General features: G+C 73.0%; 19 protein-coding genes and 1 pseudogene. 10 read left to right on the top strand and 10 right to left on the bottom strand.

Going from position 1 to position 20556, the window contains the following annotated elements:
* Positions 1 to 175 precede the first annotated feature (175 nt).
* Positions 176 to 1528: an NAD(P)/FAD-dependent oxidoreductase gene (locus ACIQ7M_RS23560; protein WP_403647476.1), complete on the top strand. Its 1353-nt coding sequence runs from the start codon at positions 176 to 178 to the stop codon at positions 1526 to 1528.
* Positions 1529 to 1877: 349 nt separating this feature from the next.
* Positions 1878 to 3266, top strand: coding sequence for a S1 family peptidase (locus ACIQ7M_RS23555; protein ID WP_403647473.1), 1389 nt, complete (start codon positions 1878 to 1880; stop codon positions 3264 to 3266).
* Positions 3267 to 3389: 123 nt separating this feature from the next.
* Here the strand turns inward: ACIQ7M_RS23555 and ACIQ7M_RS23550 are convergent, their stop codons facing one another.
* Both ACIQ7M_RS23550 and ACIQ7M_RS23545 read right to left on the bottom strand, forming a co-directional pair.
* Positions 3390 to 3581, bottom strand: coding sequence for a hypothetical protein (locus ACIQ7M_RS23550; RefSeq protein ID WP_365488181.1), 192 nt, complete (start codon positions 3579 to 3581; stop codon positions 3390 to 3392).
* Positions 3582 to 3652: 71 nt separating this feature from the next.
* On the bottom strand, positions 3653 to 4348 hold the full coding sequence (locus ACIQ7M_RS23545) for a L,D-transpeptidase family protein (protein ID WP_403647470.1): 696 nt from the start codon (positions 4346 to 4348) through the stop codon (positions 3653 to 3655).
* 260 nt (positions 4349 to 4608) lie between these two features.
* Between ACIQ7M_RS23545 and ACIQ7M_RS23540 the strand changes: the two genes are divergently transcribed.
* Positions 4609 to 6009 (top strand): pyridoxal phosphate-dependent decarboxylase family protein, encoded by a 1401-nt coding sequence (locus ACIQ7M_RS23540; RefSeq protein WP_403647467.1) that lies wholly within the window; start codon positions 4609 to 4611, stop codon positions 6007 to 6009.
* A gap of 127 nt (positions 6010 to 6136) precedes the next feature.
* Here ACIQ7M_RS23540 and ACIQ7M_RS23535 read toward each other — a convergent pair whose 3' ends face one another.
* From ACIQ7M_RS23535 to ACIQ7M_RS23515, 5 genes are all read right to left on the bottom strand, one after another.
* Positions 6137 to 6490, bottom strand: coding sequence for a VOC family protein (locus tag ACIQ7M_RS23535; protein WP_386983677.1), 354 nt, complete (start codon positions 6488 to 6490; stop codon positions 6137 to 6139).
* A gap of 57 nt (positions 6491 to 6547) precedes the next feature.
* The gene (locus ACIQ7M_RS23530; RefSeq protein WP_403647464.1) at positions 6548 to 7378 is read right to left on the bottom strand and encodes an SDR family NAD(P)-dependent oxidoreductase; all 831 of its coding nucleotides are present in this window, start codon (positions 7376 to 7378) and stop codon (positions 6548 to 6550) included.
* A 61-nt stretch (positions 7379 to 7439) separates the two neighbouring features.
* Positions 7440 to 8366, bottom strand: a complete 927-nt coding sequence (locus ACIQ7M_RS23525) for an SDR family oxidoreductase (RefSeq protein WP_403647461.1) — start codon at positions 8364 to 8366, stop codon at positions 7440 to 7442.
* Positions 8367 to 8531: 165 nt separating this feature from the next.
* On the bottom strand, positions 8532 to 9161 hold the full coding sequence (locus ACIQ7M_RS23520) for an MBL fold metallo-hydrolase (protein WP_403647459.1): 630 nt from the start codon (positions 9159 to 9161) through the stop codon (positions 8532 to 8534).
* A complete protein-coding gene (locus tag ACIQ7M_RS23515; protein WP_403647456.1) occupies positions 9161 to 10246 on the bottom strand; it encodes an S-(hydroxymethyl)mycothiol dehydrogenase in 1086 nt (361 codons plus the stop codon). Before ACIQ7M_RS23515 ends, ACIQ7M_RS23520 begins: the two co-directional genes overlap by 1 nt.
* A 310-nt stretch (positions 10247 to 10556) precedes the next feature.
* Here ACIQ7M_RS23515 and ACIQ7M_RS23510 point away from each other — a divergent pair.
* Both ACIQ7M_RS23510 and ACIQ7M_RS23505 read left to right on the top strand, forming a co-directional pair.
* Positions 10557 to 11909: pseudogene (locus tag ACIQ7M_RS23510) on the top strand (rhodanese-like domain-containing protein); the annotation flags it as partial.
* A gap of 215 nt (positions 11910 to 12124) precedes the next feature.
* Complete coding sequence (locus ACIQ7M_RS23505) at positions 12125 to 12868, top strand: sulfite exporter TauE/SafE family protein (RefSeq protein WP_403647453.1); 744 nt, start codon at positions 12125 to 12127, stop codon at positions 12866 to 12868.
* A 3-nt stretch (positions 12869 to 12871) separates the two neighbouring features.
* Here the strand turns inward: ACIQ7M_RS23505 and ACIQ7M_RS23500 are convergent, their stop codons facing one another.
* On the bottom strand, positions 12872 to 13159 hold the full coding sequence (locus tag ACIQ7M_RS23500; protein WP_369486316.1) for a metal-sensitive transcriptional regulator: 288 nt from the start codon (positions 13157 to 13159) through the stop codon (positions 12872 to 12874).
* A gap of 82 nt (positions 13160 to 13241) precedes the next feature.
* Here ACIQ7M_RS23500 and ACIQ7M_RS23495 point away from each other — a divergent pair, with 82 nt between their 5' ends.
* From ACIQ7M_RS23495 to ACIQ7M_RS23485, 3 genes are all read left to right on the top strand, one after another.
* Complete coding sequence (locus tag ACIQ7M_RS23495) at positions 13242 to 13814, top strand: rhodanese-like domain-containing protein (protein ID WP_403647450.1); 573 nt, start codon at positions 13242 to 13244, stop codon at positions 13812 to 13814.
* 96 nt (positions 13815 to 13910) lie between these two features.
* Positions 13911 to 15659 (top strand): ABC transporter ATP-binding protein, encoded by a 1749-nt coding sequence (locus ACIQ7M_RS23490; RefSeq protein ID WP_403648184.1) that lies wholly within the window; start codon positions 13911 to 13913, stop codon positions 15657 to 15659.
* 302 nt (positions 15660 to 15961) lie between these two features.
* The gene (locus ACIQ7M_RS23485) at positions 15962 to 16864 is read left to right on the top strand and encodes a helix-turn-helix transcriptional regulator (RefSeq protein WP_403647447.1); all 903 of its coding nucleotides are present in this window, start codon (positions 15962 to 15964) and stop codon (positions 16862 to 16864) included.
* Between the two features lie 133 nt (positions 16865 to 16997).
* Here the strand turns inward: ACIQ7M_RS23485 and ACIQ7M_RS23480 are convergent, their stop codons facing one another.
* Positions 16998 to 17291 (bottom strand): hypothetical protein, encoded by a 294-nt coding sequence (locus tag ACIQ7M_RS23480; RefSeq protein WP_403647444.1) that lies wholly within the window; start codon positions 17289 to 17291, stop codon positions 16998 to 17000.
* Between the two features lie 171 nt (positions 17292 to 17462).
* Between ACIQ7M_RS23480 and ACIQ7M_RS23475 the strand changes: the two genes are divergently transcribed.
* Positions 17463 to 17828 (top strand): nuclear transport factor 2 family protein, encoded by a 366-nt coding sequence (locus tag ACIQ7M_RS23475; protein WP_386979877.1) that lies wholly within the window; start codon positions 17463 to 17465, stop codon positions 17826 to 17828.
* A gap of 275 nt (positions 17829 to 18103) precedes the next feature.
* On the opposite strand, the gene ACIQ7M_RS23470 is transcribed toward ACIQ7M_RS23475, so the two are convergent.
* Positions 18104 to 19096 (bottom strand): polyprenyl synthetase family protein, encoded by a 993-nt coding sequence (locus ACIQ7M_RS23470; RefSeq protein ID WP_403647440.1) that lies wholly within the window; start codon positions 19094 to 19096, stop codon positions 18104 to 18106.
* 194 nt (positions 19097 to 19290) lie between these two features.
* Here ACIQ7M_RS23470 and ACIQ7M_RS23465 point away from each other — a divergent pair, with 194 nt between their 5' ends.
* Positions 19291 to 20520, top strand: coding sequence for a glycosyltransferase (locus ACIQ7M_RS23465; RefSeq protein WP_403648181.1), 1230 nt, complete (start codon positions 19291 to 19293; stop codon positions 20518 to 20520).
* Positions 20521 to 20556 lie beyond the last annotated feature (36 nt).

The following is a 20556-nucleotide window of genomic DNA, read 5'->3' as shown; positions in this document are numbered from 1 at the left end:
GTCGCCGTGGCGGAAATGATCCTGGCAGCGCGTGTACGGAGAAGGAAGAGGTAGTTACTGATCGGTAGAGATCGTGTTTCACACGCTTCGGGGTACGCGGCGGTGCAGTGGCACACGCCCGCGACCCGTGTGAGCCTGGGCTCGCGGCTGGCACCAGTGGAGAGAGGCTGCTCTGATGCAAGGACCGAACATCGTCATCGTGGGCGCGGGTTTCGCCGGAGTCGAGGCCGCCAGAAGCCTGGAACGGACCCTCGCCCCTGGCGAGGCCCGGGTCACCCTGATCAGCCCGACGAGCTATCAGCTCTACCTGCCGCTGCTGCCCCATGTCGCCGCCGGTGTGGTCACCCCGCAGTCCGTCGCGCCCTCGCTGCGCCGGATCCTGCCCCGCACCGCACTGGTGCCGGGCGGAGTGATCGGTGTCGATCCGGAGGCCAAGGTGTGCGTCGTCCGGAAGATCACCGGGGAGCTCGTCGACCTGCGCTACGACTACCTGGTGCTCACTCCGGGAAGCGTGACCCGCACCTTCGACATCCCCGGGCTGGCGGAGGAGGCGCGCGGCATGAAGACGCTCGCCCAGGCCGTGTACCTGCGCGACCACGTGATCGCCCAACTCGACCTGGCGGCGGCCACGCCGGACCACGACGAGCAGGCCGCGCGGCTCCAGTTCGTGGTGGTCGGCGGCGGATACGCGGGCACCGAGACGGCGGCCTGCCTCCAGCGTCTGACCACCGCGGCGGCACGGCGCTACCACCCCCGCATCGACCCGGAGCTCATCAAGTGGCACCTGGTCGACGTCGCCCCGAAGCTGCTTCCCGAGCTCGGGGACAAACTGGGCGCGGACGCGCTGCGGACGCTCAGCGAACGCGGCGTGCAGATCTCGCTGGGCACCTCCGTCGCCTCGGTCACCAAGGACGAGGTCACCCTCACCGACGGGCGGGTGCTGCCGTCGCGGACCCTTGTGTGGACCGCGGGCGTCGCGGCGAGTCCGCTGGTCGACTCGCTGGGCGCGGAGACCGTGCGCGGACGGCTCGTCGCCGAACCCGACTTCCGGGTACCGGGCCTCGACGGGGTGTTCGCGCTGGGCGACGCCGCGGCGGTGCCCGACCTTGCCAAGGGCGACGGCTCTCCCTGCCCGCCCACCGCCCAGCACGCGGCCCGGCAGGGCCGGCACGCGGCCAAGGTCCTGACGGCGAGGCTGCGCGGTGAGCCCACCGTGCCGTACCGGCACAGGGACCTCGGTCTGGTCGTCGACCTCGGCGGCCACGACGCCGTGTCCAAGCCGCTCGGCATCGGCCTCAAGGGCGCGCCCGCGCAGCTCGTGGCCCGCGGATACCACCTGTACGCCCTGCGGACGGGCGTCGCCCGGTTCCGTACGGGTGCCAACTGGCTCCTCAACGCCGTGGCGGGCGACGACTTCGTCCGCACCGGGTTCCTCGCGGACCGCAAGGGGACGCTGCGGGACTTCGAGCGTACGGATGTGTATCTGACCCGGGACGAGGTGGCCGCCCGGACCCGCGCCCTCACCTGAGGTCCGGCCGAACGGTCCCGTCCGTTCCGGCGGCCCCGACGGTCCCGTCCGTTTCCGGCCGTCCCGACGGTCCCGCCCGTCCGGTCGGCCGCGTCGGTCGTCCGTGCCCCGGCCGTGTCGACGTCCGCCGGGGCACGGCGACTTCGGCGCTCCGAAGCCATGGCCGGGGAGGCGGGACCGGCACACGCGCACGCTCCTGAAGCGGCCGTTCCGACGCGAATCGGCCAGCTCCTCGACCACTCCGGACGGCGGTGAACAACCGGGCCGGGGCGCACGTATGAGGGGAGGGCCCTCGACCGGGGCCTTCGGCGGCGGTGACGCCGCCCCGTACGGTTTCGGGAGCCCAGGCATGAGGCACGCACGACGACGGATCGTCCAACGGGGGGCGCGACTCGCGGCCGTCGGCGGGCTGCTCTGCGGGGGGTTCATGGTGACCCGCGCCATGGCGAGCGAACCGTCGGACGCGTCGGGCACCGCGGCGAGTACGGCGCGGGCCGCGGCGGACACGGGTGCCGGTCTCGTGTCCCGGCTGGGCACCTCGCGGACCGCCGGCAACTGGATAGCCGCCGACGGGCGACCCGTCGTGGCGGTCACCGACGCCGACGCGGCGGACGCGGTGAAGCGGGCGGGTGCCCGCCCGAAGGTCGTGACGCACAGCATGCAGGACCTCAAGTCCGCTACGCAGACGCTGAGTTCGGCGCCCCGGGTGCCGGGCACCGCGTGGGCGGTGGACTACACGAAGAACGAGGTGGTGGTCCAGGCCGACAGCACGGTCTCCGCCACCGACTGGTCGCGCATGACGAAACTGGCCGACGGCATCGGCGACTCGGTGCGGATGCAGCGGACCCAGGGCACGTTCACCACGCGGGTGAACGGCGCGCAGGCGATCTTCTCGACCGGCGGGCGCTGCTCGGCGGGCTTCAACGTGACCAGCCCGCAAGGTGAGTTCATCCTCACGGCTGGACACTGCGGCCCCGAGGGATCGGTCTGGTTCTCCGACAACACGGGTCGCCAGCAGGAGGGGCGCACGGTCACGACGGCGTTCCCCGGCAGTGACTTCTCGCTGATCCAGTACGACAACGGCCGTCAGCCCTCGGACGCGAGCAACGTCGTGGCCATCGGCGGGGGCAACGGCGTACGGATCACCGGCGCCGCCGATCCGGCCGTGGGCCAGCGGGTCTTCCGCAGCGGCAGCACCAGCGGACTGCACGACGGCAAGGTGACCGCGCTCAACGCGACGGTCAACTACCCGGAGGGCACGGTCACCGGGCTGGTCGAGACCACGGTGTGCGCCGAACCGGGCGACAGCGGCGGCCCGTTGTTCTCCGAGGGCATCGCGCTCGGGGTGACCTCGGGCGGAAACGGGGACTGCAAGAGCGGCGGTACGACGTTCTTCCAGCCCGTCACCAAGGCGCTGACGGCGCTGGGCGTGACGCTCGCGGGCCAGCCCGCGCAGGGTGCCGCCGGTGGTGCGGCCCAGCCGTCCGTCGCCCCGTCGGCGTCGGCGATGGCCTCGCAGGGAGGAGCGCCGGGTTCGGCGGCTCCGGGCGCGGTGGAAGCGGTGGGTGAGAGCGGGGCGGCCTCGACGTTCGTCTCCGAGCTCATCGACCCGAACACTGTCGGCCCCGGTCTGCTCGTCATCGGGGGAAGTGTCATCGCGTTCGTGGCGACCCGCTTCATCCGTACCGAGCAGGACCGCAACGCCTACCGGCGCCAGTATTCACAGAGCTGGGGCTGAGGGGTTCGGACCCGGAGCCGGGAGACCGGGTCCGGGTCGTCGAAGTCCGTGTCGTCGGAGTCCGGGGCCGAGGTTCGAGGCGAGGGCTCCCCTGGAGCGGGGAGCCCAGCCGGACGCGGAAGGTCAGGCGGCCCGGGTCGCCGAGGACGACGGGGCGGCCTTCGCCCACTCGAGGACCAGGCGCTGATACTCGCGCCGCTCGTCCATGTTCAGCGACCCACCGGCCCGGAACCAGAGGGCCCGGATCTCCTCGTTGACTTCGGCAGCGGATCGCTGAGTGTCGTTGTCAAGAGTGGTGCACATGCCGTGAAGCATACGGCCCTTGACGTGAAGATGATGTGAGTAAAGGCCCACCGGGCGACATAACGGACCGTGAAGCTCGTCACTCACGTGCCGGGCTTGCGGCCGTACACGTAGACGTCGTCCCCGTTCTTGAGCAGCGACCAGTACTTCTTGGCCGTCGTCGGGGTCATGTTGACGCAGCCGTGGGAGCCGGGCGGGTTCCACATGCTGAGGCCCACCGAGTGGAAGGCCTGACCGCCGTCGAAGAACTGGCTGTACGGCATGGCCACGTTGTAGATGGTCGAGACGTGGTCGATGTCACGCCAGTAGATCTTCTTCAGGCCGGTGCGGGTCTCGTAGCCGTCCCTGCCCGTGCGGACCGGGACCGGCCCGTAGACCAGCCGGCTGCCGTCCTGGATCCAGCTGAGCTGGAGCGTGAGGTTGACGCAGGCGATCCGGCCCTTGTTGACCGGGCACTTGCCGTCCCGGTTGGGGTTGGTCCCCACGGCCTTCTGCTTGTTCATGAGATCCATCACGCCCCAGGTGACGGGGCCCGCGTACCCGATGTTCGGGGTGATGCCGTGCTTGTTCTGGAAGGCCTGGATCGCCTTGCAGTCGGCGGCGGACTGCCGGCCGTCCACGGGCCGCCCGAGGAACTTCTCCACCTGCTTCTGATACGGACCGGCGGCCGTCGTACAGCTCGCGGCCTGCGCGGGCGTCGCGCCCAGCGCGAGGGTGAGCGGCGCCACCAGTCCCGTGAGTCCGAGCGCGACAGCTCCCCGCCTGCGAATGTCCCCCATGGCGGACCTTCCTGTTGTGTTCATCGTTCCGTCTGCACTGCTAGACAGCCCTAGAGGGTATTGCGTTGTACGGCCGGCCCCATAGGCACAGAACAGTGACATTCCTCGCTGTGACGGCTCCGGTTCCCCGTCCCCCGGTGACGTGCCGGCGCCCCGCTCCGCCCGACACCGCCCCTCACCGCCGGACGTCCGCCGCGGACCGGTCCGGTTTCCCCGAAGTGGACCGCTCTTTCGAGGGATGTTGCTCATAGGCTGCCGTCATGCACTCGGCTCTCTCCGGCGACCTCGACCGCCTCCCCGAACTCCTCCAGGCCGCCCGGGACTTCGCCGTCCAGGAGGTGAGCGGCCTCGACGGCCGTCCCGTCGCCCGGCTCGGCAAGGCGCCCGTCCCCGATCCGCTCCCGGCCGAGGGCGCCGGTGCCGAGGGCGCCCTCGCCCGGTTCGCCGGACGCTGGGCGCCCGGGTTCTCCGGCTCCGCGGGCCCGCGCTACCTGGGATTCGTCACCGGCGGCGCGACGCCCGCATCGCTCACCGGGGACTGGCTGACCAGCGCCTACGACCAGAACGTCTCGGGTGCCGCCGGATCCTTCGCGAGCGCGCTGGAACACGAGACGCTGGGCTGGCTGCGGGAGCTGTTCGGACTCGGCGAGGAGCACCACGGGGCGTTCGTGAGCGGTGCGACGGTCTCGAACACGGTCGGGCTCGCCATCGCGCGGGAGTGGCTCGGCGAGCGCCGGGGTGTGTCGGTCTCCGACGAGGGAGCGGGCGCGCTCGGCCCCGTGGACGTGCTGTCGGGCAGCCCCCACTCGAGTGTCACCAAGGCCCTGTCGGTGCTCGGCCTCGGGCGGAACAGCCTGCGCAGGGTGCCGGTGCTGCCCGGCAACCGCGAAGCCGTGGACGTGGAGCGCCTCGACGCCGCGCTCGGCGCGCTCGACGGGCGTCCGGCCGTCGTCGTGGCGAACGCCGGGACGGTGAACACGGTGGACTTCGACGATCTGCGGGCCGTCGCCGCGCTCAGGGGGCGCCATGACTTCTGGCTGCACGTCGACGCGGCGTTCGGCGGGTTCGCCGCGCTGTCGCCCGCGCACTCCGCGCTGGTGGCCGGTCTGGACGAGGCCGACTCCGTCTGTGTCGACCTGCACAAGTGGCTCAACGTCCCCTACGACGCGGCCGTCCAGTTCACCCGTCGGCAGGACCTCCAGGTCCGGGTCTTCCACAACGCCTCGCCGTATCTCGGACTCCCCGGCGGCGAACCCGACTTCCTGCACCTGACGCCGGAGAACTCACGCCGGCTGCGTGCGCTCCCGGCCTGGTTCTCGCTGGCGGCCTACGGACGCGCGGGGCATCGCGAGATCGTCGAGCGGAACGTCGCGCTCGCCCGGCGACTGGGCGAGCGGATCGCCCGTGCCCCCGGGCTGCGGCTGCTCGCGCCGGTGCGGCTGAACGTCGTGTGCTTCACGCTCGCCGAGGACCCGACGGAGCGGCGTGTGCAGGCGCTGGCCGACGCGGTCGCCGCCTCGGGCGAGGCCTTCGTGACACCGACGACCTACGACGGCACCCACGGGCTGCGTGCCGCGTTCAGCAACTGGCGTACGTCCGAGGCGGACACGGACAGGGTGTTCACGGCCGTCGAGCGGCACTGCGCGGAGCCGCGCCTGTGAGGTCCCGCGCCCGGGCCGGACTCGCGAGGCCGAGCGTTCGAGGCGGCCGGCCCCGCGCCGCCCGCCCGGCCGGGAGCTTCTCCCGGCGCGCTGCGGGGGAACAGCACGGCTTCGGCCCGTCCTCGCGTCAGGCGGGCTGCCACAGCTCGATCCGGTTGCCCTCCGGGTCGGTGACCCAGCCGAATCGGCCGACGCCGTCCATGTCCTGGGTCTCCTCCGCCACGTCCGCTCCCCGGGCGCGCAGTTGCGCGAGCATCGCGTCCAGGTCGCGGACGCGGAAGTTGAGCATGGTCTGCTGGGAGGGGGACCCGAAGTAGTCGGTTCCGGACTCGAAGGCCGCGAAGACCGTCGGCCCGGCGTCCGGGTGCCACAGCCCGTGCTCGTCGGTGTCCAGGCCCAGGCAGTCGCGGTACCACGCGCTCAGGGCCCCCGGGTCGCCGGCCCGCAGGAAGTATCCGCCGATTCCAAGCACACGTTCCATGGGACCATCCTGTCAGGAAGAGCGCGGGACGGACCGGCACCACACCTGCCGCCCGGCTCAGCTTCCGTCCTCGCCGTCTCCCTCTCCCTCTCCCTCTCCCTCTCCCCCGACCACCTGCCGGAACCGCTTGTTGACGCCCAGCAGGCCACCGTCGACGCACAGGGTCGTGCCGGTGATCCAGGCGGCGTCACCGGAGGCGAGGAAGGCGACGGCGGCCGCGATGTCCTCCGGCTCGCCGACCCGGCCGAGCGGGTACAACAGCCGGGCCGCGGAGGCGAGATCGTCCTCGCGGCCCTCCCAGGCCGTGGTGCGGATCGTGCCCGGAGCCACCAGGTTGACCCGCACACCCCGGCCGGCGGCGTGGCCGGCGAGGGTGCGGGTGAGCGACATCAGGCCCGCCTTGGCGGCGCTGTAGGCGTGGTTGCCGAAGTCCTGGATGCCGTTGACGGAGCCGATGGTGACGATGGCCCCACGGCCGGAGGCGACCAGGTGCGGGAGCGCGGCGCGGGCGCAGCGGTAGGCGCCGGTCAGGGTGATGTCGAGGTCGGCGGCCCAGTCCTCGTCGCTCTCGTCCTCGAAGAGCGGGGCGTCGGGGGTGCACCGGTAGGCGTTGTTGACCAGGACGTCGAGCGAGCCGAAGGCGTCCACGGCGCGGGCCACGGCGGCCTCGACCTGGTCCCGCCGCCCCACGTCGCAGGGGAACGCCTCGGCCCGCGAGCCGAGTTCGCGCAGTGCGGCGGCGGTCTCCCCGGCCGCGACCGGGTCGACGTCGGTGACGAGGACGTGCGCGCCTTCCGCGGCCAGGCGGTGGGCGGTGGCCGCGCCGATCCCGCGGGCCGCGCCGGTGATCAGAACCCCGTACCCCTCGAACCGCCTCATCGCTGTCATGGCTGGGAAGGTACCTCCATGATCGTCGCAGCGACAGAGGCCGGCACGCACGGGCCGCCTGTCAGCGGTACCCCGTGGCGTCCGCGGGCTTCCCCTTGTCCTGCACCTCGACCATGTAGCGCCAGGCGTCCGGCCGGCTGCCGTCCCGGTCGGTGAAGCCGTACACCCGGGCGAGCTGCCCGCTGGAGAGGGACTGCCCGTTCCAGCGGGCGCGTTCGGGGTCGGCGGCCAGCGCGGCGACGGCGCGCCCGACGTAGAACGGCGTCTCGGAGATGGCGAAGTGCGGTTCGTTCGCCTCGGCGTCGTGCCAGTTCTCCTCGGTCACGCCGAAGGCTTCGAGCATCATCTCGGAGCGCAGCCAGCCGGGGGTGAGCGCCACGGCGGTGGCGCCGCGCGGGCCCAGTTCGTGCCCGAGGGCGAACGCCATGCGCAGGACGGCGGACTTGGCGATGTCGTAGAAGAAGGAGACGCGGTAGGTGTCCCGGTTGTACTCCGCGGTGCCGTCGGTCATCTCGACGACCAGGCCTCCCGGTCGGCGCAGCAGCAGGGGCAATGCGTGGTGGCTGGTGATCGCGTGGGTCTCGATGGCGAGCCGGAGCATCCTGCGTCCGTTGTCGAGGTCGTGCTCCCAGACGGGCGCGTCCCACTCGAAGAGTTTCTCGCCGCCCCAGATGTCGTTGACCAGGATGTCGAGGCGGCCCTGTTCGTCGGCGATCCGCTCGACGAGCGCGGCCACCTCGGCGGAGACGAGATGGTCGGTGGGGACCGCGATGCCCCGCCCGCCCGCCGCGGTGACCAGGTCCGCGGTGTCCTCGATGGTCTCCGGGCGGTCGTACTCCGAGCGCCGTTCACGGGTGCTGCGGCCGGTCACGTAGACCGTGGCACCGGCCGCGCCCAGTTCGACGGCGATCCCGCGGCCCGCGCCCCGGGTCGCGCCCGCCACCAGCGCGACCCTGTCCCGCAGCGTGCCTTCCAAGGGCCCTGACATGTCCGACCTCCACGCGCCGTCGTGTCCACGGGCGCTCACCCGTGGTGTGTACGAGCGTCTCGCGGAAGCCGGACATCTTCTGTCAGGTATCCGTGTGGCGTCGTCGCGTTTCCGCCGCGCGGCGGAAACGGACGGACGTCCGGGGCGGCGGCACGGCGAGGCGCTTCAGTGGCCGCGGGCGATCCATGTCTCCAGGTGCGGAGCCTCCGCTCCGATCGTGGTCGTCTCGCCGTGTCCCGTACGGACGACCGTGTCGGCGGGCAGGGTGAGGAGCCGGTCGCGGATGGATTCGACGATCGTCGGGAAGTGGGAGTAGGACCGGCCGGTCGCCCCCGGGCCGCCCTGGAAGAGGGTGTCGCCGGAGAAGAGCGTGTGCAGGCCCGGGTCGTAGAGGCAGACCGCGCCGGGGGCGTGGCCCGGGGTGTGCAGCACGGTCAGATCGGTGCCCGCGACCTCGATCACCTGGCCGTCCTGGAGCCAGGCGTCGGGCATGCGGTCGGGGTGGGTGAGCTTCCACAGCGGAAGGTCGTCCGGATGGAGCCAGACGGTCGCTCCGGTGCGCTCCGCCAGGGCGGGGGCGGCGTCGATGTGGTCGTTGTGGGCGTGGGTGCACACGATGCCGCGCAGGCGGCGGTCGCCGACCGCCTTCGCGATGGCGTCGGCGTCGTGCGCGGCGTCGATCACGACGGCCTCGTGGTCGTCGCCCACGATCCAGACGTTGTTGTCGACCTCCCAGGTGCCGCCGTCGAGCTCGAACGTGCCCGAGGTGACGAGGTGTTCGATGCGCGCGGTCATCAGAACACCACCACCGAGCGCAGCACGTCGCCGTGGTGCATCCGCTCGAAGGCCGCCTCGATGTCGTCCAGGGCGATCGTCTCGCTCACGAACGCGCCCAGGTCCAGGCGTCCTTGGAGGTGCAGGTCGATGAGCATCGGGAAGTCGCGGGAGGGCAGGCAGTCGCCGTACCAGGACGACTTGAGCGACCCGCCCCGGCCGAAGACGTCGATCAGCGGGAGTTCGAGCTTCATGTCGGGGGTGGGCACGCCGACGAGGACGACCGTGCCGGCGAGGTCGCGGGCGTAGAACGCCTGCGTGTACGTCTCGGGGCGGCCCACGGCCTCGATGACGACGTCGGCGCCGAAGCCGCCGGTGAGTTCGCGGATCGCCTCGACGGGGTCGGCCGTGCGGGAGTTGACGGTGTGCGTCGCGCCGAGCTTCTCGGCGGTCGTGAGCTTGCGGTCGTCGATGTCCACGGCGATGATCTTCGCCGCGCCGGCGAGCCGGGAGCCCGCGATCGCCGCGTCGCCGACGCCGCCGCAGCCGATGACGGCGACGGTGTCGCCCCGGCCGACGTTGCCGGTGTTGATGGCGGCCCCGATGCCGGCCATCACTCCGCAGCCGAGCAGTCCGGCGACCGCCGGGGAGACGGCCGGGTCGACCTTGGTGCACTGTCCGGCCGCGACCAGCGTCTTCTCGGCGAAGGCGCCGATACCGAGGGCCGGAGACAGTTCGGTGCCGTCCTTGAGGGTCATCTTCTGCTTCGCGTTGTGGGTGTTGAAGCAGTACCAGGGGCGTCCGCGCAGACAGGCCCGGCACTGTCCGCACACCGCGCGCCAGTTGAGGATGACGAAGTCGCCGGGTGCCACGTCCGTGACTCCGGCGCCGACCGACTCCACGATTCCGGCCGCCTCGTGGCCGAGCAGGAACGGGAAGTCGTCGTTGATGCCGCCCTGCTTGTAGTGCAGGTCCGTGTGGCAGACCCCGCAGGCCTGGATCTTCACCACGGCCTCGCCCGGCCCCGGATCGGGCACGACGATGGTCTCGACGCGCACCGGCTCGTCCTTGCCCGGTGCGATCACGCCCCGTACTTCCTGCGCCATGTGAGTAAGCCCTTCGCTGGGTGGACCTTCCGTCGAACGACCCTACGGGGTGACCCGCCGGTAGAAGGCCAGGTGGGCCGCGGCGGCTCCGGTCCGGGTACGGCGGACGGTCACCCGCGGCCCGCCGGTCGCGCCGGTCGTCCGCTGCCCGGGCCCGCCGCCCGGGAGTCCCGATCGGCCCCGAAGGCCCACCGACCACGCCCCTCAGATACCCCCGGGGGTACCTCTGCTACGGTGGAGATATACCCCCGGGGGTAATTTTCACCGAGCCGCGAAGCCCTCGGGCTTCCCGCGGGAGAGGAGTGCTGCCGTGTTCTTCGTCGACACCATCGAGGTGGCGGGCCTGGGCAACCGGAGCTATCTGGCCGGCGGCCCGCACACCGCCGTCGCCGTCGACCCGCCCAGGGACGTCGATCGGGTGATCGCCGCGGCGGCCCGGCGGGGCGCCCGGATCGCGTACGTCGTCGAGACGCATCTGCACAACGACTACGTGAGCGGCGGCCTGGAACTGGCCCGGCTCACCGGGGCCGCCTACCTGGTCCCGGCCGGTGCCCGCGTCGCGTTCGAGCGGGTGCCGGTCGCCGACGGGGACACGGTGCGGGTGGACGCCGGACTGACCCTGGAGGCGCTGGCCACGCCCGGCCACACCCCGCACCACACCGCGTACGTCCTCCAGGAGGACGGACGGGCCGTCGCGGCCTTCACCGGCGGCTCCCTGCTCATCGGCACGGTCGGCCGGCCCGACCTGGTGGAGCCGCGGCTGACCGGGGAACTGGCCCGGGCGCAGCACGCGTCGGCGCACCGGCTGGCGGCGGAGCTGCCCGACGACACCGCCGTCCTTCCGACCCACGGCTTCGGCAGCTTCTGTTCCGCCGGGACCGCCGACGGCGACGCGACCACCGTCGGGCGCGAGCGCGCCGGCAACGAGGCCCTGGTCAAGGACGTCGACACGTTCGTCGCGGACCTGCTCGCCGGACTCGACGACGTGCCCGCGTACTACGCCCACATGGGCCCCGCCAACGCCGCGGGCCCGGCCCCCGTCGATCTGACCCCGCCCGCGCCCGCGGACGCCGCGGAGATCGCCGCGCGGCTCGCGGCCGGCGAATGGGTCGTGGACCTGCGCAGCCGGCTCGCGTTCGCGGCCGGGCATGTCGCCGGAGCGGTCAACTTCGAGGCGGAGGGTCAACTCGCCGTCCATCTGGCCTGGCTGCTGCCCTGGGGCAGGCCGGTCACCCTGCTCGCCGAGTCCCCGGAACAGCTCGCCCGCGCCCAGCGCGAGCTGGTGCGGGTCGGCGTGGACCGGCCGGCCGCGGCGGCGGTCGGCTCGCCGGCCGACTGGCTGCGCGAGGGGGAGCGGCCGCGCGCCTTCCGGCGCGCGGACTTCGCCGGACTGGCCCAGGCGCACACACCGGGCGAGACCGTGGTCCTGGACGTACGGCGGGACTCCGAACGGGCCGGTGGGCACATCGCGGGGTCGGTGCACATCCCCATCCACCAGGTGCGCGACCGGCTCGGCGAGATACCCGCCGGAACCGTCTGGGTGCACTGCGCCGGAGGCGTGCGGGCCGCCGTCGCCGCCTCGCTGCTCGACGCGACGGGCCGGGACGTCGTGGCCGTCGACGACGCCTTCGCCGCGGCGGCCGCTTCCGGCCTGCCGATGACACGCAGCGCCCCGGCCCGTCCCGGCGCTCCGGTCACCCCCGCTGAAGCCGCCGCGCCGACCGGCCTCACCGCCCATGCCGGTCCGGCCGACAGTGCCGCTTCCACCGGTCCCGCCTCCCCCGCGGCCCCCGCCGACACGACAGCGCCCGCCGACCCCGGCCCGGCTTCCGGCCCGGCTTCCGGCCCGGCTTCCGGCACGTTCGAGGAACCCGCCGCGTGAGTGTTCTGATCCTCGCTCTCGTCGCCGGGGCCGTGACGGGGCTCGCGCTCGGGGCGCTGGGGGGCGGCGGCAGCGTGCTGACCGTGCCCGCCCTGATCTACCTGCTCGGATTCACCCCCTCGGCGGCCACCACCGCGAGTCTGGTCATCGTCACCCTCACCTCGGCGACCGCGTTGTCCGCGCACGCCCGGGAGGGCACCGTCCGCTGGCGCGCCGGAGCGCTGTTCGCGCTGGCGGGGCTGCTCCCCGCGGCACTGGGCGGGGCGGTCTCGGGACTGCTGCCTCCGGCCGTACTGACCGGCGCGTTCGCGCTGGTCGCGGGCCTCGCGGCGGTCCGGATGCTCCGGCCGTCGCCGGCTGCGACGGGGGCGCCCGCGGGGACCGGCCGGATCACGGGCACCGGCGCCGGCCTCGGCGCGGTGACCGGGGTCCTGGGCGTGGGCGGCGGCTTCCTCGCCGTACCCGCCCTGGTGAACGTCGTGGGTCTGCGGATGCGGGCCGCCGTCGGCACCAGCCTGCTGGTGATCACGGCGAACTCGCTCGCCGCGCTGCTCGCCCGCGCGGGAACGACGCAGAGCGTCGACTGGGCGGTCGTCGCGCCGTTCGCCGGTGCCGCCGTCCTCGGCGCGTGGGACGGCAAGCGGCTCGCGGCCCGGCTGTCCGGCGGCACGCTTCAGCGGATCTTCGCCTGGGCCCTGCTGGCCGTGGCCGCGCTGATGCTCCTGGACGTCGTGCTGTGAGGCTCAGGCGAGCGACAGGAAGAGCTTCTCCAGCCGGGCCCGCATCTGGTCACTGTCCTCGCCGTTCCGCGCGCCCTTCTCGACGTCGGTCAGGCACTGCTGGAGTCCGGTGGCGATGATCGCGAAACCGGCCCGGTCCAGGGCGCGGGAGGCGGCGGCGAGCTGGGTGACCACGTCCTCGCAGTCCCGTCCCTCCTCGATCATCCGGATCACGCCGGAGATCTGTCCCTGCGCCCGGCGCAGCCGGTTCAGCACCGACTTCAGCTCGTCACCCGCGAGTTCCAGTTCCACGAAGACTCCTCAATCCATACCCCTAGGGGTATCTTACTCCGCACCGGCGGGGCACCCCCGAAGAGCAAGGATGACACTCCGCATGAACACCCCCGCCTCCCTCGACGTCGACCAGGCCCGCGGCCGCCTCGGCGAGCTGACCGTCATCGACGTCCGCACCCCCGGCGAGTACGCCTCCGGCCATCTGCCGGGCGCCCTGAACGTTCCGCTGGACCGGCTCCGCAGCGCCCTGCCCGTGCTCGGGAGCGCCCGCACCGGACTGCTCGTCGTCTGCGCCTCCGGCAACCGCTCGGCGAACGCCTGCGCCCTGCTGGCCGAGCACGGTGTGCCGGCGGCCACGCTCACCGGCGGCACCGGCGCCTGGGCGGAGCGCGGGCACGAACTGCACCGCCCGGCCACCACCACGCGGGCCGGCTGGTCCATGGAGCGCCAGGTCCGGTTCACCGCCGGCGCCCTGGTCCTCATCGGCCTCGCCCTCGGACTCCTGCATCCCGCCTGGCAGTTGCTGTCCGCGGGGGTCGCGGGCGGCCTGGTCTTCTCCGCGCTCACGAACACCTGCGGCATGGCCGCGCTGCTCTCGAAGCTCCCCCACAACCGGCCCCGTCCGGCGGACCTCGACGCCACCCTCACGGCCCTCGCGGAGCGCGTGTCCTGAAGTCCGCCCGGACCGGGGGCAGTCGGGACAGGACGGCCCGGACCGCCGACGTAGCCTGAGTGTTCCGTCCCCACCCCCGCGAGGAGCACCGTGAGCCTGACCGAGGCCGAGCCCGAGGTGCCCGCGTGGCATCTGCTGCTCGGGTACGTACGACCGCACCGTCGGGCCCTGTTCGGGGGCGCCCTGCTGGCGCTCGCGACCGGTGCCACCGGTCTGCTGCTGCCGCTGGTGGCGCGCGGGCTCATCGACGATCTGTCGCACGACCGCCCGATCGGACGCTCCCTGCTCGGCATGGCGGCCCTGGTCGTGACCAACGCGGCGGTGGGAGCGCTGGGTTCGTACGTCCTGCGGCGCACCGCCGAGTCGGTCGTGCTGGGCGCGCGGCGCGCTCTCTCCTCGTATCTGCTGCGGCTGCGCATACCCGCCGTGGACCGCAGCGAGCCCGGCGACCTGATGGCGCGCATCACCTCGGACACGACCCTGCTGCGCGAGGTCACGACCGATTCGCTGGTGGGCCTCGGCACCGGCGGTCTCACCCTCGTCGCGACGGTGGTCATGATGGGCCTGGTCGACCCGGTGCTCCTCGGCGTCACGCTGGGTGTGGTGCTGTGCGCGGGTTCGGTGCTCGGCGTGATCGTGCCGCGCATCAACCGGGCGAGCAGACGGGCCCAGGACGCCGTCGGGGTGATGGGGGCCTCGCTGGAGCGGACCCTCGGCGCGCTGCGGACGATCAAGGCGTCGGGCGCCGAGGACCGTGAGGAGCGAAGCGTCCACGAGGCGGCCGAGGAGTCGTGGCGGCAGAGCGTGCGGGCGGCCCGGTGGTCGGCGGCCGCCGGGAACACGGCCGGTCTGGCGATGCAGGTCGCCTTCATCACGGTCCTCGCGGTGGGCGGCGCCCGGGTCGCGACCGGCGCCATCGACGTCGGCACCCTGGTCGCCTTCCTGCTGTACGTGTTCTACCTGATGTCACCGATCCAGCAGGTGGTCGGCGCGGTCACGCAGTACCAGACGGGTGCCGCCGCGCTCGCCCGCATCCAGGAGGCGCTGCGGCTGCCCGCCGAACCCGCCGCCCCGCCCGCCCCGCTGCCGGCGCCGGGAACGGAGCCCGCGACGGTCGCGTTCGAGGACGTCCGCTTCCGCTACGCCGACGATCTGCCGTACGTCCACCACGGAGTGACGTTCGCCGTCCCGGCCCGGGGCCTGACCGCGTTCGTCGGCCCCTCCGGCGCGGGCAAGACCACCGTGTTCTCGCTCATCGAACGGTTCTACGAGCCCGAGGCGGGCGTCATCAGCGTGGACGGCCGCGCGCTGGAGGAGTGGGAGCTGCCCAGGCTCCGGTCCGCCATCGGCTACGTGGAGCAGGACGCGCCGGTGCTGTCCGGCTCGCTGCGCGACAACCTCCTGCTCGGCAATCCCGGGGCGGAGGAGGGCGAGCTGACACGGGTGGTGAGGACGACCCGCCTCGACGGCCTCGTGTCCCGGCTGCCGAACGGCCTGGACACCCTCGTCGGACATCGCGGCACCAAACTGTCCGGTGGCGAGCGTCAGCGCGTCGCCATCGCCCGGGCCCTGCTGCGCCGCCCCCGGCTGCTGCTCCTCGACGAGGCCACCTCCCAGCTCGACGCGGTCAACGAGGCCGCGCTGCGCGACACGGTCGCCGATGTGGCCCGTACGACCACGGTCCTGGTCGTCGCGCACCGGCTGTCCACCGTCACGACGGCCGACCGCATCGTCGTGATGGACGCGGGCCGCGTCCGCGCCGTGGGCACCCACCGCGAACTCGTCGCGGCGGACGCGCTCTACGCCGAACTGGCCGCCACCCAGTTCCTCGCGGCCGCGGGATGACCGCGGCACCGTGATCGCGGCCCGGAACGCCGACACCTCGGCACGCCGACACCTCGGCAAGCCGGGGACGCCGACGCCCGGCCGCCCCGCCGCCCCGCCGCCCGGCACGCCTGCCCCGCGCCCCCGCACATCGACACCCCGGCGGCACGCTCCTGCGGAGAAGCACGCGGAAGTTCCTTGGCGACGGACCTGCTCTCCTCTATGGTGATGCCCTTCTTTCCGCCCCGGGGGCGGTCGTCCACGCACGGCCGGCCCCGACCGGGCGGCGAGCACGTCCCACCCGGATACGCAGGCGACTGATCATGGTCAACAACCGAAACCCGGCCGGGCAGACCGTCCCCGGGATCATCTCCGCGGCCCCCGTGGGCCCGCCCGCCGGCCTGGAAGTGATCTCGCTGGCCGCGCTGCGCGCCCGTACCCGTGCCCACGGCACCGGGCTCGACGTACCGCAGCGTCCCGGCTTCCACCAGGTGCTCACGCTGGCCTCCGGCACCCTGCGCCAGACCGTGGACTTCACCGCCCATGACGTCGAGCGGGACTCCTGGCTGTGGACGCGCCCCGGGCAGGTCCTGCAGTGGGGAGATCTCACGCGGGCCGAGGGGACGCTGATCGTCTTCGAACGGGACTTCCCGGGCGCGGCCACCGTCCGCGCGGCCCGGCTCGACGACCCGCACGCCCGTGTGCTGCGCACCCCGGAAGACGGGGCGGCCGCCTCGTTGCGCGTGGCGACCGAGCATCTGGAGCACGAGTTCCAGGCGCCCGGGCGGCTGCCGCGCGACGCGCACGGCGCCGTACTGCGTCATCTGCTGGACGTGCTGATCCTGCGCCTGGCCCATCTGGAGGGGTCCGACACCCCTGTCACCGGGCCCAGTGAAACCTTTCTTCGCTTCCGCGCGACCGTCGAGCGGGACTTCGCACGCACCCGGCGGGTGGACGACTACGCCCTCACCCTCGGCTACTCCGCCCGCACCCTGTCCCGGGCCGCCCTCGACTCGGCGGGGATCGGCGCCAAGGAGTTCATCGACCGCCGGGTGATCCTGGAGGCCAAGCGGCTGCTCGCGCACACCGACCTGGCCGCCGCCCGCATCGCCGACCGGCTCGGCTTCTCCAGCGCCACGAACTTCGCCAAGTACTTCCACCAGCGCGCCGGGCAGGCCCCCATCGCCTTCCGTACGGCGGTACGCGGACGGGCGGAGACGGGGTGACCCGCGAGAGCACCCGGTCCTCCCGCAGCGCACGGCCCTCCCGCCACGCCCGGGGGGCTCCGGTGGAACGGCGCCGTTCCACCGGAGCCCCCATGACCGCCGACCGTCGGACAGACCCTAGGTCGGACAGGCCCTAGGCGTCGCTACCCGGAAGCACGCCGGCGACAGGTGCGGTGAGGTCGGTCGCCCGGTGGAGCTGGTTCAGCTCGCTCAGCCTGTTCAGTTCCCCGAGCTGACCGGAGGGCCGCGGCAGCCCGCTCCGGTGCGCGGCGGGGATGTCGCTCGTCGCGAGCGAGTCGAGCGTGGCCACGGGGCTCACCTTCCCGTCGTGCGGCTCGGAGCCCGCGGCCGTCGCCATCGGCGCGGCAAGCCCTGTGACGCCGATGGCGAGGCCAACGGCGGCGGCGATACGTCGTGTTGAGATCATGCAATCAGCAACGGCCGCGGGCCCGGGGCGGACACGGCCCCGGGCCCGCGCTCACCCGAGAGGCGCATCGGGCGCCTGCGTTTGCCGTGGGCCCCGAGGCGGAGGACGCTCGATACTGAGGCGCTTCGTGGTCGGCTGGTGGCCGGTCCGCGCCTTCCTGAGGAGGTCCCCATGGGCACAGCGGCAGCCCCCGCCTTCGACACCGAGGTGCTGCGCCGGGGCATTGAAGGACACAGTGCGGCAGATCTGCTGTCGCTCTACGCGGACGACGCGGAACTGCGCATCGTCGACCGCAACACCCAGCCCAGTCACCCGATGGTCAAACACGGTCGGACCGAGATCGCCGAGATGCTCAACGACGTCTACAGCCGGGACATGACGCACAAGATGGACCAGTGCGTCGTCCAGGGCGACCACGTCGCCTACACCGAGACGTGCGTGTACGCGGACGGGGTGCGGGTGATGAGCACGTCGATGATGTCGTTGCGCGACGGCAAGATCATCGAGCAGACACTGGTACAGGCATGGGACGAGTAGGGAGGAACTGGCCGAAGGTCCAGGTCACGTCTCGTGTGACCTGGACCTTCTCCGCGGGCGCCGCGATGGGGAGTTCCCGTCCGGACCGTCGCCGCCGGACGGGAGCCCTGGCGGCGGGCCTGCGGATGTCCGCCTCCCTGCTGGACTCGCTGCTGCGGACCGCGCGCTCACAGCCGCGTTCCCCGGCACCTCGTACGATCCGAAGGCCGCGCATCCGGCCCCGGTGAGTCACGACCGCCCGGCGCCCGTCGGCGTCGAGGGCGGCGAAGTCGCCGTCAGAGCTGGGGCGTGACCGCCCGGGCGGTGGGCAGCGCCGCCCGGAGCAGCATGGGGGACGCCCGGTCCACGAAGTCGTGGAGCACCGCCGAATGGGCCGTGTCGCCCCCGAGTTCGCGCAGGATGCGGTGGGCCCGGTCGCGGAAGACGCCGATGTCCTCCTCGTAGCGGCGCAGCACGTCCGGTGCGAGCAGGATGGCGGTGAGCGCCGCCCACGCGTCGGGCGAGCGGCGTCCGGCGGCGTGCAGTTCGAGGACGTGGCCCGCGGAGCCGTGCCCGGCGTTCTCCACCGCGCACGCCAGCAGATAGGTCACCGTGCCGTTCGCGAGGTCTTCGTTGCGGCCGGTCAGGATGTCCTGCTGATCGTTGAAGATCTGCCACAGGATGCCGAAGACGTTGCCGAACTCCCGCCACAGTTCGACCCTTTCGTCCGAGCAGCCGGCCAGTCGCGCCGCCATGGCGGTGACCATGCTGTATGGAGCGCCGGACTTCCCGAGGTACGCCGTGACGACGGCGTCGCGCGTGACCGCGCCCATGTCCGCGCGAAGGTCCCTCAACTGCCCCTCGCTCGCGCCGATCCAGCACCGCACGATCTCGGCCGACAGCGGTCCGCGCGCCTTCTCCGGGATCCGGGGCGACTGAACGACGAGCAGGGGAAGGGGTATTCCGCTGACGACCGTGGCGAGCAGCGCCTCGCTCTCGCGGAGACGACCGGCGGCGAAGACGGCCTGGCCGTCGGCGAGGTCGTCCAGGTAGCACGCGGAGGTCCACCACAGTTCATGGACGACGGCCAGCGGGACGGCCGGTCCGGCCGCCCCGGTCTCCACGGCGTGGACGATCATCGGCAGAACGGAGTGGGGGTAGGCGAAGGTCCGGTGTTCCAGGAGTTCGGCGACCGCCGCCCGCACGGACGCGGCCGCCGGGCCGAGCAGGTCGAGCGCGGCGTTCCGCTCCGCCTCGATGTCCGCGGACATCTCCCCATGCAGATCCATGTACGACTTCGCTCGCACGCAGTCCACCCCCACCACTGAATTGTTCGAGCGCCGATTCGATCATTCGCCATGATGACGAGCCAGAGCAACTTCGCGCCATGGCTGGTTTGTTGAGAGTCCTGATTGCCGACCGTACGGGGAGCGGGTCAGGGGCCTCGAACCTCGCCATACTGGATCTCGTGCGAGTAGCGATCATGACCGCGGGTTCGCGGGGCGATGTGGCGCCGTTCACCGGACTCGGGCACGGCCTGGTGCGGGCCGGGCACGAGGTGACCCTGGTGACGCACGGGTGTTTCGCCGACCTGGTGCCGGGCTCGGGGGTGGGGTTCCATCCGCTGCCCGTCGATCCCCGGGCCGAGCTGGAGTCCGGGCCGGGGCGGCGGCTCCACCGCGCCACGGGCGCCGGGAAGATCATCAGGCTCGCGGGGCTGGCGCGGTCACTGGCCGGGCGGCTGACCGACGGCATGATCGAGGCGGCCGGCGCCGCCGACGTCCTGCTGCTGTCCGGTTCGCTGGGACCGCTCGGGTACGCGGTCGCGGAGGGCCTGGGCCTGCCCAGCATGGGAGCGCACCTCCAGCCACTGGCGCCGACCAGGGAGTTCGCGCCCCCGGTGGCCGCCGCCGGCTCTTGGGGATCCACGGTGAACCGGGCAGCGGGGTACGGGGTGAACCTGGCGGTCGAGCGGGTCTTCGCGGAAACGGTACGGGACCTGCGCAAGGGGTTCGGCCTGCCGCCCGCGGGGACCGTCGCGGCCCGGCGCGCCCGCGAGCGGCTGGCCTGGCCGGTGCACCACGGGTTCAGCCCCCTGGTGGTGCCCCGTCCGAGCGACTGGAGACGCGGGCTCGACGTCTCCGGCTACTGGTGGCCCTACGTGAGCGAGGGCACCGGCCTCCCCTCCGCGCTGGAGGACTTCCTGGACGCGGGCCCCGCTCCGGTCTTCGTGGGCCTCGGCAGCGCGACCGTTCCCGATCCCGGGCGGCTGAGCGGCGAGATCGTGCGTGCGCTGCGGGCCGCCGGGCTGCGCGGGGTGATCCAGCGGGGGTGGGGCGGGCTGCACGCCACCGGCGACGACATGGTCACCGTCGGCGAGGTGGCGCACTCCGCGCTGTTCCCCCGGATGGCGGCGGTGGTGCATCACGCCGGGGCCGGCACGACGGCGGCGGGGCTGCGGGCCGGGGTTCCCGCCGTGCCCGTCCCGGTCCAGTTCGACGAGGGTTTCTGGGCGGCGCGGCTGGTCGCGCTCGGGGTCGCGCCCGGCACCCTGTCGCCACGCCGACTGCGCGCCGAGCGGCTGGCGGCGGCCCTGGTCCGGGCGACCACGGACCCCGCGTACCGCCGGAACGCACGGGCCCTGGCGGAACGCCTGCGCGCGGAGGACGGGGTGGCCCCGGTGGCGAGGACCCTCACCCGGCTGGGGCTCTGACCGGGAGGGTTCGCCGGGGCCGGCTCGATCAATCCG

The sequence above is a fragment of the Streptomyces sp. NPDC096324 genome (genome assembly GCF_044763015.1).
In the GTDB taxonomy this organism is placed as follows: Bacteria; Actinomycetota; Actinomycetes; order Streptomycetales; family Streptomycetaceae; genus Streptomyces.
Note: the sequence above shows the minus strand (reverse complement) of the source record. Positions and strands in the feature narration are given on the sequence as shown.